The following is a 16,282-nucleotide window of genomic DNA, read 5'->3' as shown; positions in this document are numbered from 1 at the left end:
TTCCTGTTTGAAGCGTATGCTCAGGTCGGTTTCGTGTGCTGCATCTTTGACGCATTCATTTATTGGTAACGCATGAACCCCATCGTAATTAATCGGCTTCAACGAAAGCTGGGCTACACTTTTCATCATCAGGAGCTGTTGCAACAGGCATTAACTCACCGCAGTGCCAGCAGCAAACATAATGAGCGCCTGGAATTTTTAGGCGACTCCATTTTAAGTTTCGTGATCGCTAACGCGCTGTATCATCGCTTTCCTCGCGTGGATGAAGGCGACATGAGCCGTATGCGCGCGACGCTGGTGCGCGGCAACACGCTGGCGGAAATCGCCCGCGAGTTTGAGCTGGGCGAATGCTTGCGCCTCGGGCCGGGCGAACTGAAAAGCGGCGGTTTCCGTCGCGAATCGATTCTCGCGGACACCGTTGAAGCGTTAATTGGCGGGGTTTTCCTCGACAGCGATATTCAGAACGTTGAACGCTTAATTCTCTCCTGGTACCAGACTCGTCTGGACGAAATCAGCCCGGGCGATAAGCAAAAGGATCCGAAGACGCGTCTGCAGGAGTATCTGCAGGGTCGTCATCTGCCGCTGCCGTCCTACCTGGTGGTCCAGGTGCGCGGCGAAGCGCACGATCAGGAATTTACTATCCACTGCCAGGTCAGTGGCCTGAGTGAACCGGTGGTTGGCACAGGTTCCAGCCGTCGTAAGGCGGAGCAGGCTGCCGCCGAACAGGCGCTGAAAAAGCTGGAGCTGGAATGAGCGAAGAAAAAAGTTATTGTGGGTTTGTCGCCATCGTGGGTCGTCCAAACGTTGGCAAATCCACGCTGTTGAATAAGCTGCTTGGGCAGAAGATCTCGATCACCTCCCGTAAAGCGCAGACCACCCGTCACCGCATCGTCGGCATCCATACCGAAGGGCCGTATCAGGCGATTTACGTCGATACTCCGGGCCTGCATATGGAAGAGAAGCGCGCCATTAACCGCCTGATGAACAAAGCGGCCAGCAGCTCGATTGGCGATGTTGAACTGGTCATCTTCGTGGTGGAAGGCACCCGCTGGACGCAGGACGACGAGATGGTGCTCAACAAGCTGCGCGACGCGAAAGCGCCGGTGATCCTCGCGGTCAACAAGGTAGATAACGTGCAGGAAAAAGCGGATCTGTTACCGCACCTGCAGTTCCTCGCCAGCCAGATGAACTTCCTTGATATCGTGCCGATGTCGGCGGAAACGGGGACCAACGTCGACACCATCGCGGCGATCGTGCGTAAGCATCTGCCGGAAGCGATCCATCACTTCCCGGAAGATTATATTACCGATCGTTCCCAGCGCTTTATGGCCTCCGAAATCATCCGTGAAAAACTGATGCGTTTCCTTGGCGCTGAGCTGCCGTACTCCGTCACCGTGGAAATCGAACGTTTTGTGACCAACGAGCGCGGCGGTTACGACATCAACGGCCTGATCCTCGTCGAGCGTGAAGGGCAGAAGAAGATGGTGATTGGCAACAAAGGCGCCAAAATCAAAACCATCGGTATCGAAGCGCGTAAGGACATGCAGGAGATGTTTGAAGCGCCGGTGCACCTCGAGCTGTGGGTTAAAGTGAAATCCGGCTGGGCCGATGACGAGCGCGCCCTGCGCAGTCTCGGTTATGTTGACGACCTCTGAGTTAACGCAACGTGGATGGATGGCAGCGCGCCTTTGTCCTGCATAGCCGACCGTGGAGCGAAACCAGCCTGATGCTGGACGTCTTCACGGAAGAATCCGGTCGCGTGCGCCTGGTTGCCAAGGGCGCACGCTCCAAACGCTCGAATCTTAAAGGCGCTTTACAGCCCTTTACCCCCTTGCTGGTTCGCTTCGGCGGCCGCGGCGAAGTCAAAACCCTGCGCAGCGCGGAAGCTGTCTCGCTGGCGCTGCCGCTCAGCGGCATCACCCTCTACAGCGGTCTTTACGTTAACGAGCTTATCTCCCGTGTGCTGGAGCACGAAACGCGCTTCTCCGAACTCTTTTTTGACTATTTGCACTGCATTCAGGCGCTCGCCGGGGCCAGCGGCTCGCCGGAGCCGGCGCTGCGGCGCTTTGAGCTGGCGCTGCTCGGGCACCTGGGCTATGGCGTGGATTTTCTCCACTGCGCCGGGAGCGGCGAGCCGGTGGACGACACCATGACCTACCGCTATCGCGAAGAAAAAGGCTTTATTGCCAGCCTGGTGATTGATAACAACACGTTTACCGGGCACCATTTGAAAGCGTTGGCGAGTCGCGAGTTTCCTGATGTTGATACGCTGCGCGCCGCGAAGCGCTTTACCCGTATCGCCCTGAAGCCCTATCTCGGCGGCAAACCGCTCAAGAGCCGGGAATTGTTTCGCCAGTTTATGCCCGCGCGAAAGGCGCGAGCGGATAATACGAAGAATGATTAACGAGGATTGTCATGGCTGAATTACTGTTAGGGGTCAATATTGACCATATCGCGACCTTGCGTAACGCCCGCGGCACCGCCTACCCGGATCCGGTTCAGGCGGCTTTCATTGCCGAACAGGCCGGCGCCGACGGCATTACCGTGCATCTGCGCGAAGACCGCCGCCATATCACCGATCGCGATGTGCGTATCCTGCGCCAGACGCTGCACACCCGCATGAATCTTGAAATGGCGGTCACCGAAGAGATGCTGACGATCGCCTGCGAAACCAAACCGCATTTCTGCTGCCTGGTGCCGGAGAAGCGCCAGGAAGTGACCACCGAAGGCGGGCTGGACGTCGCCGGCCAGCGCGACAAGATGCGTGATGCCTGTCAACGCCTGGCGGATGCCGGCATCCTGGTCTCCCTGTTTATCGATGCGGATGAAGCACAAATTAAAGCGGCAGCGGACGTTGGCGCGCCTTATATCGAAATCCATACCGGCTGCTATGCCGATGCTAAAACCGACGCCGAGCAGGCGAAGGAGCTGGAACGCATTGCCAAAGCGGCCGCCTACGCCGCCAGCCTCGGCCTGAAGGTTAATGCGGGTCACGGTCTGACCTATCACAACGTGAAAGCGATTGCCGCGCTGCCGGAAATGCATGAGCTGAATATCGGCCACGCGATTATTGGCCGCGCGGTGATGAGCGGCCTGAAAGAGGCGGTCGCGGAAATGAAGCGTCTGATGCTGGAAGCGCGCGGCTAATGGCCATTCTCGGGCTGGGTACCGACATCGTCGAGATCGCCCGCATCGAAGCGGTGATCGCCCGCAGCGGCGATCGCCTTGCCCGCCGGGTGCTGAGCGACCATGAATGGAGTATCTGGGAGCAGCATCAGCAGCCGGTGCGTTTCCTGGCGAAACGCTTTGCGGTCAAGGAAGCGGCGGCGAAAGCGCTGGGGACCGGGATCCGCAACGGGCTGGCCTTTAATCAGTTCGAAGTTTACAACGATGAGCTGGGCAAGCCGAAGCTGCGGCTATGGGGTGAGGCGCAACGGCTGGCGGAACGGTTGGGGGTGAGCCATATTCATGTCACGCTCGCCGATGAGCGCCATTACGCCTGCGCCACGGTGATTGTCGAAAGCTAAGCGCGACGGCGGTTAAATTTTATCCGCGTGGTGCATCAGGACGAATTTATCCCACAGCTGTTCTTCACTCTCGACGTGTGCCGGATCTTTCAGAATAGTATTCGGGATCGGGCACACCTTCTGGCAGGTGGGCGTATCGTAATGGCCCACGCATTCGGTGCAGCGGTCGCTGTTAATTTCATAAATGCTGTCACCCATCGAAATGGCCTCATTGGGGCACTCCGGCTCGCACATATCGCAGTTGATGCATTTTTTGGTAATTAACAGCGCCATCAGGAAAATCTCAGAAACAACACAAACAGGGCGGGCATTATACGCCCATTTTCTGCTCAGACCAGCTTTTTCACCAGCGCTTCGCTATGGCGAATGCGCTCCGGCGCCCGCTCCAGATCCTGCTGCACCAGCCCCATAAACAGCAGGTCGGTGAGCATCATTTGCGCGCTGGTGGAGGAGATGGCCGCGCTGCGCGTCGCCTGCTCTTCGGCGATAGTATACAGGCAGTGGGTCGCCTGCTGCTGCAGGGCGTTAGGGCTAAAGCCGGTGATCGCCAGGATCTTACAGCCGACGCGCAGCGCTTCACCGGCCGCCATATTGATCTCCCGACGCTCGCCGGAGTAAGAGATCGCCAGCAGCAGATCGTCGCTGGACATGGCCTGCACCGTCGCCAGCAGAGCGTGCATATCCTGCTCAGAGACAGCGTTGACGCCGATCTTCATCAGCTTCCAGCTAAAGTTACGCGCCACCAGGCCGGACGCGCCAATCCCGGTGACGATCACCCGCCGGGCGTTGCGCAGCAGCGTGACGGCTTCCCGCAGCGTCTCTTCAGTGTTGACGTCCAGCGAGGCATGCATGGCGGCGACATTGTCTTTGATGAGTTTCTCGCCCACCAGACGTAGCGGGTCGTCACCGCGAATGTGGTTATGTACCGGGACGGAGTGCGGATCCGGGCTGCTGGCCAGCGCTTCACTCAGCGCCAGCTTCAGCGCCGGAAAGCCTTTGAACCCCAGTTTTTGGGCAAATTTAACCACGCTGGACTGACTCACCCCGGCTTCCGTCGCCAGCTGCTGTGAGCTGAGGTGCCGGGTGTCATCGGGTTGGCTCAGAATAAAATCGGCCAACTTTTTGTCGCTCGCCGCCAGGGTGGGATAGCGCTGACGAATACGCGTTAAACAGTTCATTGGAGCTCCACTGGAGCCGTCCGGCTCGTGACTGAAAGAATTTTTATTCGATTATAAGGGGTATACCACGAATTAAAAATTCATAAGCCACAATTTTTCCTTCGCCTGCTAATTTAATTCTTCCTTAACGGCAGGGATGTTTTCCCTCTTCATGGCATAAGACTGTTAAGCTTACCCTAACGAGAAGCGAATCCTGAGAGAAGGGGGCAGTTTGCAGCACAGTGAACGGAGAGTGGTGTTTTTCGATCTGGACGGAACCTTGCATCAACAGGATATGTTCGGCAGTTTTCTGCGCTACCTGCTGCGCCATCTGCCGCTGAACCTGCTGCTGGTGGTGGCGATGGGGCCGGCGATCCTTGCCGGGCTGGCGGTGTGCGGGCGGGCGGCGCGCTGGCCGATGAGCCTCCTGCTATGGGCGTCAACCTTTGGCCGTCGCGAGGCGGTACTGAAGCGGCTGGAAGCGGAGTTTGTCGGCTGGTTTCGTCATCATGTGACAGCGTTTCCCGTGGTTCATGCGCGGCTGACGGCCTACCTGACCAGTACCGATGCCGACGTCTGGTTGATCACCGGCTCGCCGCAGTCGTTGGTGGAACAGGTTTATCGCGATACCCTCTGGCTGCCGCGGGTGAATCTGATAGCCAGCCGCACCGCGCGCCGCTGGGGCGGCTGGGTATTGACCCTGCGCTGCCTGGGCCATGAAAAGGTGGTGCAGCTGGAGAAAAAGATTGGCGCACCGCTGCAGCTGTATAGCGGCTATAGCGACAGCGAGCAGGATAACCCGTTGCTCGGCTTTTGCCAGCATCGCTGGCGGGTCACCCCGCAGGGAGAGCTGCAGCAGCTGGAGTAATAGTGTGTAATTGATAGCTCCCATGTATAATGCGCCCCGCTTTTTCTGCTGGAGTGGCCGCTGTGTCTGACCTCGAACTCAATGATGAATACTGGATGCGTCATGCCCTGACGCTGGCGAAGCGCGCCTGGGAAGAGGGTGAGGTGCCGGTGGGCGCGGTGCTGGTGCATAACAATCAGGTCATTGGCGAGGGCTGGAACCGGCCGATAGGCCGTCACGACCCTACCGCCCATGCGGAAATTATGGCCTTACGCCAGGGCGGACTGGTGCTGCAAAACTACCGCCTGATCGATGCCACGCTATACGTGACCCTCGAGCCCTGCGTGATGTGCGCGGGGGCGATGGTGCACAGCCGTATCGCCCGCCTGGTGTTTGGCGCCAGGGATGCCAAGACCGGCGCCGCCGGCTCGCTGATGGATGTTCTGCACCACCCGGGAATGAACCATCGGGTTGATATTAGCGAAGGCGTGCTGGCGGAGTCCTGCTCTGCCATGCTGAGCGACTTCTTCCGCTGGCGGCGGGAAGAGAAAAAAGCGCTGAAGAAAGCCCGGGAGCAGAACGGGGAAAGTTAATACAGGTGGCCCGGGAGTTTCATCCGGGCATTATCCATCTGTTTATCGGCGCGAAACTTGAAAAAGGGCAGGGTGGTCTCCTGCGGCTGTTCGAGCTCATTGGGGAGCACGGCCGGGTAATCTTCCGCCAGGGCCAGCGTTTGCTGCTGCTGGCGCTCCTTCTCTGACAAATAGCCGACAAGGCTTATCTGATATTTGCGGATGTTTTCCACATAGGCGTAGGCCTCATGGCCGCGGGCATAGCCGTATTTTAGTTTGCTGTAATAGGGTTTCTGGCTCAGCAGCGGTAAACGCAGCTTAACGTCCGCCCAGCTGTTAGGATTGCCTTTCTGTTTGCGGGTGAGCGCCATGGCGTCCAGCATATGGGCATAGCCCATATTGTAAGCGGCCAGCGCAAACCAGATGCGTTCATCTTTCGGGATCGAATCCGGCACTTTATCCATCATATCCTGTAGATAGCGCATGCCGCCGTCGATACTCTGCGCCGCATCGGTCCGGTCAGTCAGCCCCAGACTTTGCGCCGTATTGCGCGTGAGCATCATCATGCCGCGCACGCCGGTAGGAGAGGTGGCCTGTGGATCCCAGTGGGATTCCTGCCAGGCGATGGCGGCCAGCAGGCGCCAGTCGATCTCGCGGGCGTACTTTTCAAACAGCGGCTGCACCTCCGGAAGAATGTTTTCCACCGCGCGCAGGAAGGTGCGGGTATCGACGTAATCAAAATCGTTGCCGTGGCCGAGGTACTTCTCCTCCAGGCGCGCCAGGGTGCCGTCTTCATTGATGTTGTTGAAGAAATCAAGCATCGCCGCCGACAGGGAATTATCATCGTCCCGGGCGCTGAACCAGGTGACCGGCTGTTCGTCGGTGATATCGAGGGCTACCGCCAGCTCCGGATGGACGCGCTGAAACAGGCTGACGGCCACCGAGTCGGCGATGGTGTAATCGAGTTTGCCGTCAATCACCGCCTGCATCAGCGTCGTGGTGCCGCGCTTTTCGTCCACGCGCCAGGCAAGATCCGGGTATTTCTCGGCTTTTAAGGTCTGCAGGTCGTTGATCGCCACGTGGCCCGGAGCGATGGCGAGCTGCTCGGCGGTCAGCGCCGCGAGGCTGCGCGGCCGGGTATTGCCGACGCGGTAGACCAGCTGTTGCGAAACAGAATAGTAGGTGGGGCCGGCCTGGTAGTTTTTCACCCGCTCCTGGTTATAGACCAGCCCGGCGGCCAGCATATCGGCCTGACCGTCGTCGAGGTCGTCAAACAGCTGGCTGATGTTCTGGCGGACGGTTATCTTAAGCGTCACGCCGAGGTAGTCGGCAAACTGCTTCGCCAGTTCGTAGTCCAGGCCGAAGGTTTTATTGTTCATGGTGGCGAAGGTCATCGGCGAGTTGATGGTGCTGATGCGCAGCTCGCCGCGAGCGATAATGCCCGCCACCCGGTTCTCCGGTTTACCGGACCAGGGGATCGACGGCCACAGGGCAGCCGCCAGCAAAAGGGTGACAATGCCGATGAGCAGATAATTAATCTTTAATTTTTTCAGCGCGTTAATCTTCTGCAGCTTCAGGTTCCTCAGCAGGCGATGTCCGGAAAAAACGCAAGGTTGTCGTCGAATGAGCGGCATTCTGCTTAAGAATGCGCCAGTTGGCAACTTATTCGCGATGGACGTCACATTTATTGATAAACAGCATCAATGATTTTATTTCTACGCAAACGGTTTCGTCGGGGCGCAGGATTCACTATAATGACGCCCGTTTCCCCCCCTGGCTCACCCTGAAAGCTTCGAAGACGAGAGACTTATGATGGAAATTTTGCGTGGTTCACCTGCACTGTCGGCATTCCGTATTAATAAACTGCTGGCACGATTTCAGGCGGCCAACCTTCCGGTAAGCGCCATATATGCCGAGTATATTCATTTTGCCGATCTGAACGCCCCGCTGAGCGCTGACGATCGCGAGCGCCTGGCGCGACTGCTTAAATATGGCCCGAGCTTAAACAGCCATACCCCGACCGGTAAATTACTGCTCGTGACCCCTCGCCCTGGCACCATCTCTCCCTGGTCTTCTAAAGCTACCGATATCGCCCATAACTGCGGCCTGGCTCAGGTTGTGCGTCTGGAGCGCGGCGTGGCGTATTATGTTGAAGCCTCGACCCTGAGCGAAGCGCAGTGGACCGCGGTGGCGGCGGAACTGCACGACCGCATGATGGAGAGCGTCTTCGACGCGCTGGAAGCGGGCGAAAAGCTGTTCGCTCACCATCAGCCGACGCCGGTGACCAGCGTTGACCTGCTGGGCGAAGGGCGTCAGGCGCTGATTGACGCCAACCTCCGTTTGGGTCTGGCGCTGGCAGATGACGAAATTGACTACCTGCAGGACGCGTTTACCCGTCTGGGACGCAATCCGAACGACATCGAGCTGTACATGTTCGCCCAGGCGAACTCAGAGCACTGTCGCCACAAGATTTTCAACGCCGACTGGATCATCGACGGCGAACAGCAGCCGAAGTCGCTGTTCAAAATGATCAAAAACACCTTCGAAAAAACGCCGGACTACGTCCTGTCGGCCTATAAAGACAACGCCGCGGTGATGGAAGGGTCTGAAGTGGGGCGCTATTTTGCCGACCACCAGACCGGGCGCTACGACTTCCATCAGGAGCCGGCGCACATTCTGATGAAGGTGGAAACCCATAACCACCCGACGGCCATCTCCCCATGGCCGGGCGCGGCAACCGGCTCCGGCGGCGAGATCCGCGATGAAGGCGCCACCGGCCGCGGCGCGAAGCCGAAAGCGGGTCTGGTGGGCTTCTCGGTTTCCAACCTGCGCATCCCGGGCTTCGAACAGCCGTGGGAAGAAGATTTCGGGAAACCGGATCGCATCGTCACCGCCCTGGACATCATGACCGAAGGCCCGCTGGGCGGCGCGGCGTTTAACAACGAATTTGGTCGTCCGGCGCTGAACGGCTACTTCCGCACCTATGAAGAGAAAGTCACCAGCCATAACGGCGAAGAGCTGCGCGGCTACCACAAACCGATCATGCTGGCCGGCGGTATCGGCAACATCCGCGGCGAGCACGTGCAGAAGGGCGAGATTACCGTCGGCGCGAAGCTGATCGTGCTGGGCGGCCCGGCGATGAACATCGGCCTCGGCGGCGGCGCGGCGTCTTCCATGGCCTCCGGTCAGTCCGATGCCGACCTCGATTTCGCCTCCGTCCAGCGTGACAACCCGGAAATGGAGCGTCGCTGTCAGGAGGTGATCGACCGCTGCTGGCAGCTGGGCGACGCCAACCCGATCCTGTTTATCCACGACGTCGGCGCCGGCGGTCTCTCCAACGCCATGCCGGAGCTGGTTAGCGACGGCGGCCGCGGCGGTAAATTCCAGCTGCGCGATATCCTGAGCGATGAGCCAGGCATGAGCCCGCTGGAGATCTGGTGTAACGAATCGCAGGAACGTTATGTCCTGGCGGTCGCCCCGGAGCAACTGCCGCTGTTCGACGAGCTGTGCCGCCGCGAGCGCGCGCCTTATGCGGTTATCGGCGAAGCCACCGCCGAGCAGCACCTGAGCCTGAGCGACAGCCACTTTAACGATCAGCCGATCGATCTGCCGCTGGACGTCCTGCTTGGTAAAACGCCGAAAATGACCCGCGACGTGCAGACTCTGAAAGCCCAGGGCAGCGCGCTGGATCGCCAACCGATCACCATCGCCGACGCGGTTAACCGCGTACTGCACCTGCCGACGGTGGCCGAGAAAACCTTCCTCGTGACCATCGGCGATCGCACCGTGACCGGCATGGTCGCTCGCGACCAGATGATCGGCCCGTGGCAGATCCCGGTGGCCAACTGCGCGGTAACCACCGCCAGCCTCGACAGCTACTACGGCGAAGCGATGGCGATGGGCGAGCGCGCCCCGGTTGCTCTGCTGGACTTCGCCGCCTCCGGCCGTCTGGCGGTTGGCGAAGCGCTGACCAACATCGCCGCCACGCAGATTGGCGAGCTGAACCGCGTGAAGCTGTCGGCTAACTGGATGGCCGCTGCCGGCCACCCGGGCGAAGACGCTGGCCTGTATGAGGCGGTGAAAGCGGTGGGCGAAGAGCTGTGCCCGGCGCTGGGCCTGACCATTCCGGTCGGCAAAGACTCAATGTCGATGAAAACCCGCTGGCAGGAAGGCAGCGAGCAGCGTGAGATGACCTCTCCGCTGTCGCTGGTGATCTCCGCCTTCGCCCGTGTCGAAGATGTTCGTCATACCGTCACGCCGCAGCTTTCGACGGAAGATAACGCCCTGCTGCTGATCGACCTCGGTAAAGGGCACAACGCGCTGGGCGCGACGGCGCTGGCGCAGGTCTATCGCCAGCTCGGCGACAAGCCGGCTGACGTGCGCGATGTCGCGCAGCTGAAAGGCTTCTGGGATGCGATGCAGGCCCTGGTGGCGCAGCGTAAATTGCTGGCCTACCACGACCGCTCCGACGGCGGCCTGCTGGTCACCCTGGCGGAAATGGCCTTTACCGGCCACTGTGGACTGGAAGCGGATATCGCCGCGCTGGGCGACGACCGTCTGGCGGCGCTGTTCAACGAAGAGCTGGGGGCGGTGATCCAGGTCCGCGCCGCAGACCGTGAGGCGGTGGAAGCCATTCTGGCGGTTAACGGTTTGGCGGACTGTGTGCATTACCTCGGTAAAGCGGTCGAGGGCGATCGCTTCGTGCTGACCGCCGGCGGTCAGACGGTGTTTAGCGAAAGCCGCACCACGCTGCGCATGTGGTGGGCGGAAACCACCTGGCAGATGCAGCGTCTGCGCGACAACCCGGCCTGCGCCGATCAGGAGCACGAGGCGAAAGCCAACGACGCCGATCCGGGCCTTAATGTGAAGCTCTCGTTTGATATTAATGACGACGTCGCCGCGCCGTACATTGCCACCGGCGCGCGTCCGAAAGTGGCCGTCCTGCGCGAGCAGGGGGTGAACTCTCACGTTGAAATGGCGGCAGCCTTCCATCGCGCCGGCTTTGACGCCATCGACGTGCATATGAGCGACCTGCTGGCGGGCCGCACCGGTCTGGGCGATTTCCATGCCCTGGTGGCCTGCGGCGGCTTCTCCTACGGCGACGTGCTGGGGGCAGGCGAAGGCTGGGCGAAGTCGATTCTGTTCAACGAGCGCGTGCGCGATGAGTTCGCGACCTTCTTCCATCGTCCGCAGACCCTGGCGCTCGGCGTGTGCAACGGCTGTCAGATGATGTCCAACCTGCGCGAGCTGATCCCGGGCAGCGACCTGTGGCCGCGCTTTGTGCGCAACCAGTCTGACCGCTTTGAAGCGCGCTTCAGCCTGGTGGAAGTGACGCAAAGCCCGTCTCTGCTGCTGGAAGGCATGGTTGGCTCGCGGATGCCGATTGCCGTCTCCCACGGCGAAGGGCAGGTGGAAGTGCGCGACAGCGCGCATCTGGCCCAGCTGGAGAGCAAAGGTCTGGTGGCGCTGCGCTTCGTGGATAACTTCGGCAAAGTGACCGAAACCTATCCGGCGAACCCGAACGGTTCCCCGAACGGTATCACCGCCGTGACCAGCGAAAGCGGGCGCGCGACTATCATGATGCCGCACCCGGAACGCGTCTTCCGCACCGTGAGCAACTCCTGGCACCCGGAAAACTGGAGCGAAGACAGCCCGTGGATGCGTATCTTCCGCAATGCGCGTAAACAGCTGGGTTAATTTTCCCGCAGCGTGTCACGCGAACGTATCGGCCCCCTGCTCAGGCAGGGGGCTTTTTTTATCTGTGACGGCCGGCACGCCAGGGTGTCGGGAATCACCGACAACCGGCATATTGCAGTGTCGCCAAAAGGCGACACTTAAGTTATTGATTTAAATGATGAGTAACCTGGGATACATTTGGTGTCGCTAATCGGCGACGCTATGGTTAAAAAGTGTACTGCGCTGGGGTGGCTGTCTTTTATGGTTAAACCCATATATATCAACGTGTTAATAAAATGTTTTGAAAGATGGCATAGTTCATGCATAATATTAACCAGTGGCTCATTCACCTTCTTATGTCAGCCCCTTCGGGACGCGCTACATAAACTTCGAATGACGCACAAACAGGTGCCTGCCGTCCAACTCCTGATAACAGCCTGGCTTTATCAGACATCGGGCGAAACGTCGAGTAAGGCACCGCCTCATTTCTCAACAAAGCCAGGCCTTGCGCCTGGCTTTGTTGTTTCTGCGGCGCCGTGGCGACGGGTATCGCTTTTCTCCGCCGCGCTCCTCAGTTAGCATCGACCAGAGCTAATGATTGAGACCACACCCTTGAAGCGACTCTCTCTTTTTCCCCGTTCGCTGCGTCAGCTGGTGACGCTCTCCTTTGTGCTGATCCTGCTGCCGTTACTGGTGCTGGCCTGGCAGGCCTGGCAGAGCCTCAATGCCCTCAGCGCCCAGGCGGCGCATATCAACCGTACGACGCTGGTCGATGCCCGCCGCAGTGAGGCGATGATCAATGCCGCGCTGGAGATGGAACGCAGCTATCGCCAGTACTGCGTGCTGGACGATCCGACGCTGGCGCGCGTCTATCAAAACCAGCGGCAGCGCTACAGCCAGATGCTGGACGCGCACGCCGGCGTGTTGCCGGACGAAAAGCTCTGGCAGGCGCTGCGCCAGGATGTCAGCGATCTGGCGCAGCTGCAGTGTAACAACAGCGGCCCTGACGCCGAGGCAGCCGCCAGACTGGAAGTTTTCGCCAGTAATAACAGCGACATGGTCCAGGCGACCCGGGCGGTGGTCTATTCCCGCGGCCAGCAGCTGCAGCAGGAGATTGCCGAGCGCGGCCAGTTTTTCGGCTGGCAGGCGCTGGTGCTGTTTCTGCTGAGCCTGGCGCTGGTGCTGCTTTTCACCCGCATGATCATCGGCCCGGTGAAAGGTATCGAAAGAATGATCAATCAGCTGGGCGCAGGGAAGTCGCTGGACGACGCGGCATTGTTTACTGGCCCGCGCGAGCTGCGCTCGGTGGGCAAGCGCATCATCTGGCTCAGCGAGCGCCTGGCATGGCTGGAGTCGCAGCGGCATCAGTTTCTTCGCCATCTGTCGCATGAGCTTAAAACCCCGCTGGCCAGTATGCGTGAAGGCACCGAGCTGTTGGCCGACCGGGTCGCCGGACCGCTGACGCCGGAGCAGCAGGAGATCGTCGAGATCCTCGACAGCAGCAGCCGCAACCTGCAAAAGCTGATTGAACAGCTGCTGGACTACAACCGCAAACAGGCCGACGGCCCGGTAGCCCGGGAAGCAGTGGACCTGGTGGAGCTGGTGGAAAACGTCGTGGCGGCGCACAGTTTGCCTGCGCGGGCTAAACTGATGCATACCGAGCTGGCGCTGCGGGCGCGGCATTGTCTGGCGGAGCCTGCGTTATTGATAAGCGTAATGGATAATCTCTACTCCAATGCGGTGCACTATGGCGCTGAATCCGGTAACATTCGTATCCATAGCTACCGGCACGGAGAGCAGGTGCGTATTGATGTCGCCAACAGCGGCGAACCGATCCCGGCCGCGGAAAAGAATATGATTTTTGAGCCTTTTTACCAGGGAAGTCACCAGCGTAAGGGGGCCGTTAAAGGCAGTGGGCTGGGGTTAAGCATCGCCCGCGACTGTGTCCGTCAGATGCAAGGGGAACTCAGTCTGGTTGACGCCCCCGCCGGGCAGGTCTGTTTTCGCATTACGCTTCCCTCAGCGCCGGAATAATCCAACTAATGAATCGATATCGGGGAACTATGTCCCAATTCCTGGCCTGGCGCCGTTCCCTTAGCGGATGGCTGCTCTCAGGCATTGCTTGTCTGACGCTGGCGGGGTGTTCCGCCGGCTTCTCGCCGCATAGTGCGGAAGGTGCCGCTGCCCCCGGGCAGGCGCAGCACCAGGTGGCCGATTTTGTCGCCGTGGACTGCGCTGATATCTGGGCGCACAGCAGCGATGCCAGCGACAAAAACCCCCTCTACTGGCTGCGGGGCATTGACTGCGCCGATCGTCTCGCGCCGGTGCAGGCGCGAGCGGAGGCGAAACGCCATACCGACGACAGCTGGCAGGACGCATTCCGCCGCGGCATTCTGCTTGCCGATGCCAAAATTACCCCTGACGAGCGCCGCGAGCTGGTGGCGCGTCTCGACACCTTCAGCCCGCAAATCGCCGTTCAGGTCCGCCCGCTATATCAGCTCTGGCGCGACGGGCAGACCCGTCAGCTGCAGCTGGTGGAGGAGCGAGCCCGCTACGCGAAGCTTCAGCAGTCCAGCGATAGCGAGCTGGAGACGTTGCGCCAGCAGGAGCAGTCGCTGCGCCAGCAGCTGGAGCTGACCACCCGTAAGCTGGAGAATCTGACGGATATTGAACGCCAGCTCTCCAGCCGCAAGCCGGGCGGCAATTTCGGCAGCGAAAAAGTACCGGAGGTGATCCATGACGATCCGTAAACCGGCGCGTTTGCTGCTGGTGGATGACGATCCGGGGCTGCTGAAGCTGCTCGGCATGCGTCTGGTCAGCGAAGGCTATAGCGTGGTCACCGCCGAGAGCGGACCGGAAGCGCTGCGCGTGCTGGGACGTGAGAAAGTGGATCTGGTGATTAGCGATCTGCGGATGGATGAAATGGACGGCCTGCAGCTGTTCAGTGAGATCCAGAAGGGGCAGCCCGGCATGCCGGTGATCATTCTCACCGCCCATGGCTCGATCCCCGACGCGGTGGCGGCCACCCAGCAGGGCGTCTTCAGCTTCCTGACCAAGCCAGTTGATAAAGACGCCTTGTATAAAGCCATTGATGAGGCGCTGGAGCAGCGATCGCCAGCCACCGACGAAGCGTGGCGCCAGGCGATTGTCACCCGCAGCCCGCTGATGCTGCGCCTGCTCGAGCAGGCCGGGATGGTGGCGCAGTCCGACGTCAGCGTGCTGATTAACGGCCAGAGCGGGACCGGGAAGGAGATAGTCGCCCAGGCGATCCACAACGCCAGCCCGCGTCATGACAAGCCTTTCGTGGCGATTAACTGCGGCGCGCTGCCGGAACAGCTGCTCGAGTCCGAACTGTTCGGCCATGCTCGGGGCGCCTTTACCGGCGCGGTCAGCAACCGCGAAGGGTTATTCCAGGCCGCCGAAGGCGGCACGCTGTTTCTCGACGAGATCGGCGATATGCCTGTCGCCCTGCAGGTGAAGCTGCTCCGCGTCCTGCAGGAGCGTAAGGTTCGCCCGCTCGGCAGCAACCGCGATATCGAGATCAACGTGCGGATCATCTCCGCCACCCACCGCGACCTGCCGAAGGCGATGGCCCGCGGCGAGTTTCGCGAAGATCTGTTTTATCGCCTCAATGTGGTTAACCTGAAGATCCCGCCGCTCTCCGAACGCACGGAAGATATTCCGCTGTTGGCCAACCATCTGCTGCGTCAGTCCGCCGATCGCCATAAGCCGTTCGTGCGGGCATTTTCCAGCGATGCAATGAAGCGGCTGATGGCCGCCAAATGGCCGGGCAATGTGCGCCAGCTGGTGAACGTGATTGAGCAGTGCGTGGCCCTGACCTCGTCGCCGGTGATCGGCGATGCGCTGGTGGAACAGGCGCTGGAAGGCGAGAACACGGCGCTGCCGACCTTCGTGGAAGCGCGCAATCAGTTTGAGCTGAACTACCTGCGCAAGCTGCTGCAGATTACCAGGGGCAACGTCACCCACGCCGCGCGGATGGCTGGACGCAACCGCACCGAATTCTATAAGCTGCTGTCGCGCCATGAGCTCGACGCCAATGACTTTAAAGAGTAGCTCCGCAACATAGCGCAAGATATGATACGGTAAGCAACCGGTTACGCGACTAAGACAGGAACACCATGAAAAAGATTGATGCGATTATTAAACCTTTCAAACTGGATGACGTGCGTGAAGCGCTGGCCGAAGTCGGCATCACCGGGATGACGGTAACGGAAGTGAAAGGCTTTGGCCGCCAGAAAGGGCACACCGAACTCTACCGCGGCGCGGAATATATGGTGGATTTTCTGCCGAAAGTGAAAATTGAAATCGTGGTGACCGACGATATCGTCGATACCTGTGTGGATACCATCATCCGTACCGCGCAGACCGGTAAAATCGGTGACGGCAAGATCTTTGTCTTCGACGTGGCGCGGGTCATTCGTATCCGTACCGGCGAAGAAGACGACGCGGCGATTTAACGCTCGCCGCTCGCTGCAGTATTGC

Annotated in this window: 15 protein-coding genes; 12 read left to right on the top strand and 3 right to left on the bottom strand. The window is 59.8% G+C overall.

Annotated features, from left to right (window positions below):
• Window positions 1-72 precede the first annotated feature (72 nt).
• From rnc to acpS, 5 genes are read left to right on the top strand one after another with little or no spacing between them, the layout of a single operon-like run.
• On the top strand, window positions 73-753 hold the full coding sequence (rnc, locus tag CE636_RS08765; protein WP_002914065.1) for a ribonuclease III: 681 nt from the start codon (window positions 73-75) through the stop codon (window positions 751-753).
• On the top strand, window positions 750-1,655 hold the full coding sequence (gene era / locus CE636_RS08760) for a GTPase Era (protein ID WP_017900415.1): 906 nt from the start codon (window positions 750-752) through the stop codon (window positions 1,653-1,655). The genes rnc and era overlap by 4 nt, the downstream gene beginning before the upstream one ends.
• 11 nt (window positions 1,656-1,666) lie before the next feature.
• Entirely contained in the window at window positions 1,667-2,404 is a 738-nt protein-coding gene (recO, locus tag CE636_RS08755; RefSeq protein WP_004201833.1) for a DNA repair protein RecO, read from the top strand.
• An 11-nt stretch (window positions 2,405-2,415) separates the two neighbouring features.
• A complete protein-coding gene (gene pdxJ, locus CE636_RS08750; RefSeq protein ID WP_017900416.1) occupies window positions 2,416-3,147 on the top strand; it encodes a pyridoxine 5'-phosphate synthase in 732 nt (243 codons plus the stop codon).
• Window positions 3,147-3,527 (top strand): holo-ACP synthase, encoded by a 381-nt coding sequence (acpS, locus tag CE636_RS08745; RefSeq protein ID WP_004201835.1) that lies wholly within the window; start codon window positions 3,147-3,149, stop codon window positions 3,525-3,527. The genes pdxJ and acpS overlap by 1 nt, the downstream gene beginning before the upstream one ends.
• Before the next feature lie 12 nt (window positions 3,528-3,539).
• Here acpS and CE636_RS08740 read toward each other — a convergent pair whose 3' ends face one another.
• Both CE636_RS08740 and CE636_RS08735 read right to left on the bottom strand, forming a co-directional pair.
• Window positions 3,540-3,800: a YfhL family 4Fe-4S dicluster ferredoxin gene (locus CE636_RS08740; RefSeq protein WP_004144350.1), complete on the bottom strand. Its 261-nt coding sequence runs from the start codon at window positions 3,798-3,800 to the stop codon at window positions 3,540-3,542.
• Between the two features lie 56 nt (window positions 3,801-3,856).
• A complete protein-coding gene (locus CE636_RS08735) occupies window positions 3,857-4,705 on the bottom strand; it encodes a MurR/RpiR family transcriptional regulator (RefSeq protein WP_017900417.1) in 849 nt (282 codons plus the stop codon).
• Window positions 4,706-4,916: 211 nt separating this feature from the next.
• Between CE636_RS08735 and yfhb the strand changes: the two genes are divergently transcribed.
• On the top strand, window positions 4,917-5,552 hold the full coding sequence (gene yfhb / locus CE636_RS08730; RefSeq protein ID WP_017900418.1) for a phosphatidylglycerophosphatase C: 636 nt from the start codon (window positions 4,917-4,919) through the stop codon (window positions 5,550-5,552).
• 62 nt (window positions 5,553-5,614) lie between these two features.
• Window positions 5,615-6,124, top strand: coding sequence for a tRNA adenosine(34) deaminase TadA (gene tadA, locus CE636_RS08725; RefSeq protein ID WP_017900419.1), 510 nt, complete (start codon window positions 5,615-5,617; stop codon window positions 6,122-6,124).
• On the opposite strand, the gene mltF is transcribed toward tadA, so the two are convergent.
• Window positions 6,121-7,737, bottom strand: a complete 1,617-nt coding sequence (gene mltF / locus CE636_RS08720; protein ID WP_017900420.1) for a membrane-bound lytic murein transglycosylase MltF — start codon at window positions 7,735-7,737, stop codon at window positions 6,121-6,123. The genes tadA and mltF overlap by 4 nt on opposite strands.
• Before the next feature lie 175 nt (window positions 7,738-7,912).
• Here mltF and purL point away from each other — a divergent pair, with 175 nt between their 5' ends.
• From purL to glnB, 5 genes are all read left to right on the top strand, one after another.
• Entirely contained in the window at window positions 7,913-11,800 is a 3,888-nt protein-coding gene (purL, locus tag CE636_RS08715) for a phosphoribosylformylglycinamidine synthase (protein WP_017900421.1), read from the top strand.
• 591 nt (window positions 11,801-12,391) lie between these two features.
• A complete protein-coding gene (locus CE636_RS08710; RefSeq protein ID WP_004201845.1) occupies window positions 12,392-13,813 on the top strand; it encodes a sensor histidine kinase in 1,422 nt (473 codons plus the stop codon).
• Between the two features lie 29 nt (window positions 13,814-13,842).
• The gene (gene qseG / locus CE636_RS08705) at window positions 13,843-14,529 is read left to right on the top strand and encodes a two-component system QseEF-associated lipoprotein QseG (RefSeq protein ID WP_004201847.1); all 687 of its coding nucleotides are present in this window, start codon (window positions 13,843-13,845) and stop codon (window positions 14,527-14,529) included.
• A complete protein-coding gene (gene glrR, locus CE636_RS08700) occupies window positions 14,516-15,853 on the top strand; it encodes a two-component system response regulator GlrR (RefSeq protein ID WP_004201849.1) in 1,338 nt (445 codons plus the stop codon). The genes qseG and glrR overlap by 14 nt, the downstream gene beginning before the upstream one ends.
• 65 nt (window positions 15,854-15,918) lie before the next feature.
• Window positions 15,919-16,257, top strand: coding sequence for a nitrogen regulatory protein P-II (gene glnB, locus CE636_RS08695; protein ID WP_002914032.1), 339 nt, complete (start codon window positions 15,919-15,921; stop codon window positions 16,255-16,257).
• Window positions 16,258-16,282 lie beyond the last annotated feature (25 nt).

It is taken from the genome of Klebsiella sp. LY (genome assembly GCF_004010915.1).
Taxonomy (GTDB): domain Bacteria; phylum Pseudomonadota; class Gammaproteobacteria; order Enterobacterales; family Enterobacteriaceae; genus Klebsiella; species Klebsiella quasipneumoniae.
This window is presented reverse-complemented; position numbering and strand designations above follow the sequence as displayed.

What these genes read in the sequence shown, in the direction of transcription:
- rnc (WP_002914065.1), top strand. Translation starts at nt 73, where the DNA reads ATGAACCCCATCGTAATTAATCGGCTTCAACGAAAGCTGGGCTACACT.
- era (WP_017900415.1), top strand. Translation starts at nt 750, where the DNA reads ATGAGCGAAGAAAAAAGTTATTGTGGGTTTGTCGCCATCGTGGGTCGT.
- pdxJ (WP_017900416.1), top strand. Translation starts at nt 2,416, where the DNA reads ATGGCTGAATTACTGTTAGGGGTCAATATTGACCATATCGCGACCTTG.
- acpS (WP_004201835.1), top strand. Translation starts at nt 3,147, where the DNA reads ATGGCCATTCTCGGGCTGGGTACCGACATCGTCGAGATCGCCCGCATC.
- CE636_RS08740 (WP_004144350.1), bottom strand. Translation starts at nt 3,800, where the DNA reads ATGGCGCTGTTAATTACCAAAAAATGCATCAACTGCGATATGTGCGAG.
- CE636_RS08735 (WP_017900417.1), bottom strand. Translation starts at nt 4,705, where the DNA reads ATGAACTGTTTAACGCGTATTCGTCAGCGCTATCCCACCCTGGCGGCG.
- mltF (WP_017900420.1), bottom strand. Translation starts at nt 7,737, where the DNA reads ATGCCGCTCATTCGACGACAACCTTGCGTTTTTTCCGGACATCGCCTG.
- purL (WP_017900421.1), top strand. Translation starts at nt 7,913, where the DNA reads ATGATGGAAATTTTGCGTGGTTCACCTGCACTGTCGGCATTCCGTATT.
- qseG (WP_004201847.1), top strand. Translation starts at nt 13,843, where the DNA reads ATGTCCCAATTCCTGGCCTGGCGCCGTTCCCTTAGCGGATGGCTGCTC.
- glrR (WP_004201849.1), top strand. Translation starts at nt 14,516, where the DNA reads ATGACGATCCGTAAACCGGCGCGTTTGCTGCTGGTGGATGACGATCCG.
- glnB (WP_002914032.1), top strand. Translation starts at nt 15,919, where the DNA reads ATGAAAAAGATTGATGCGATTATTAAACCTTTCAAACTGGATGACGTG.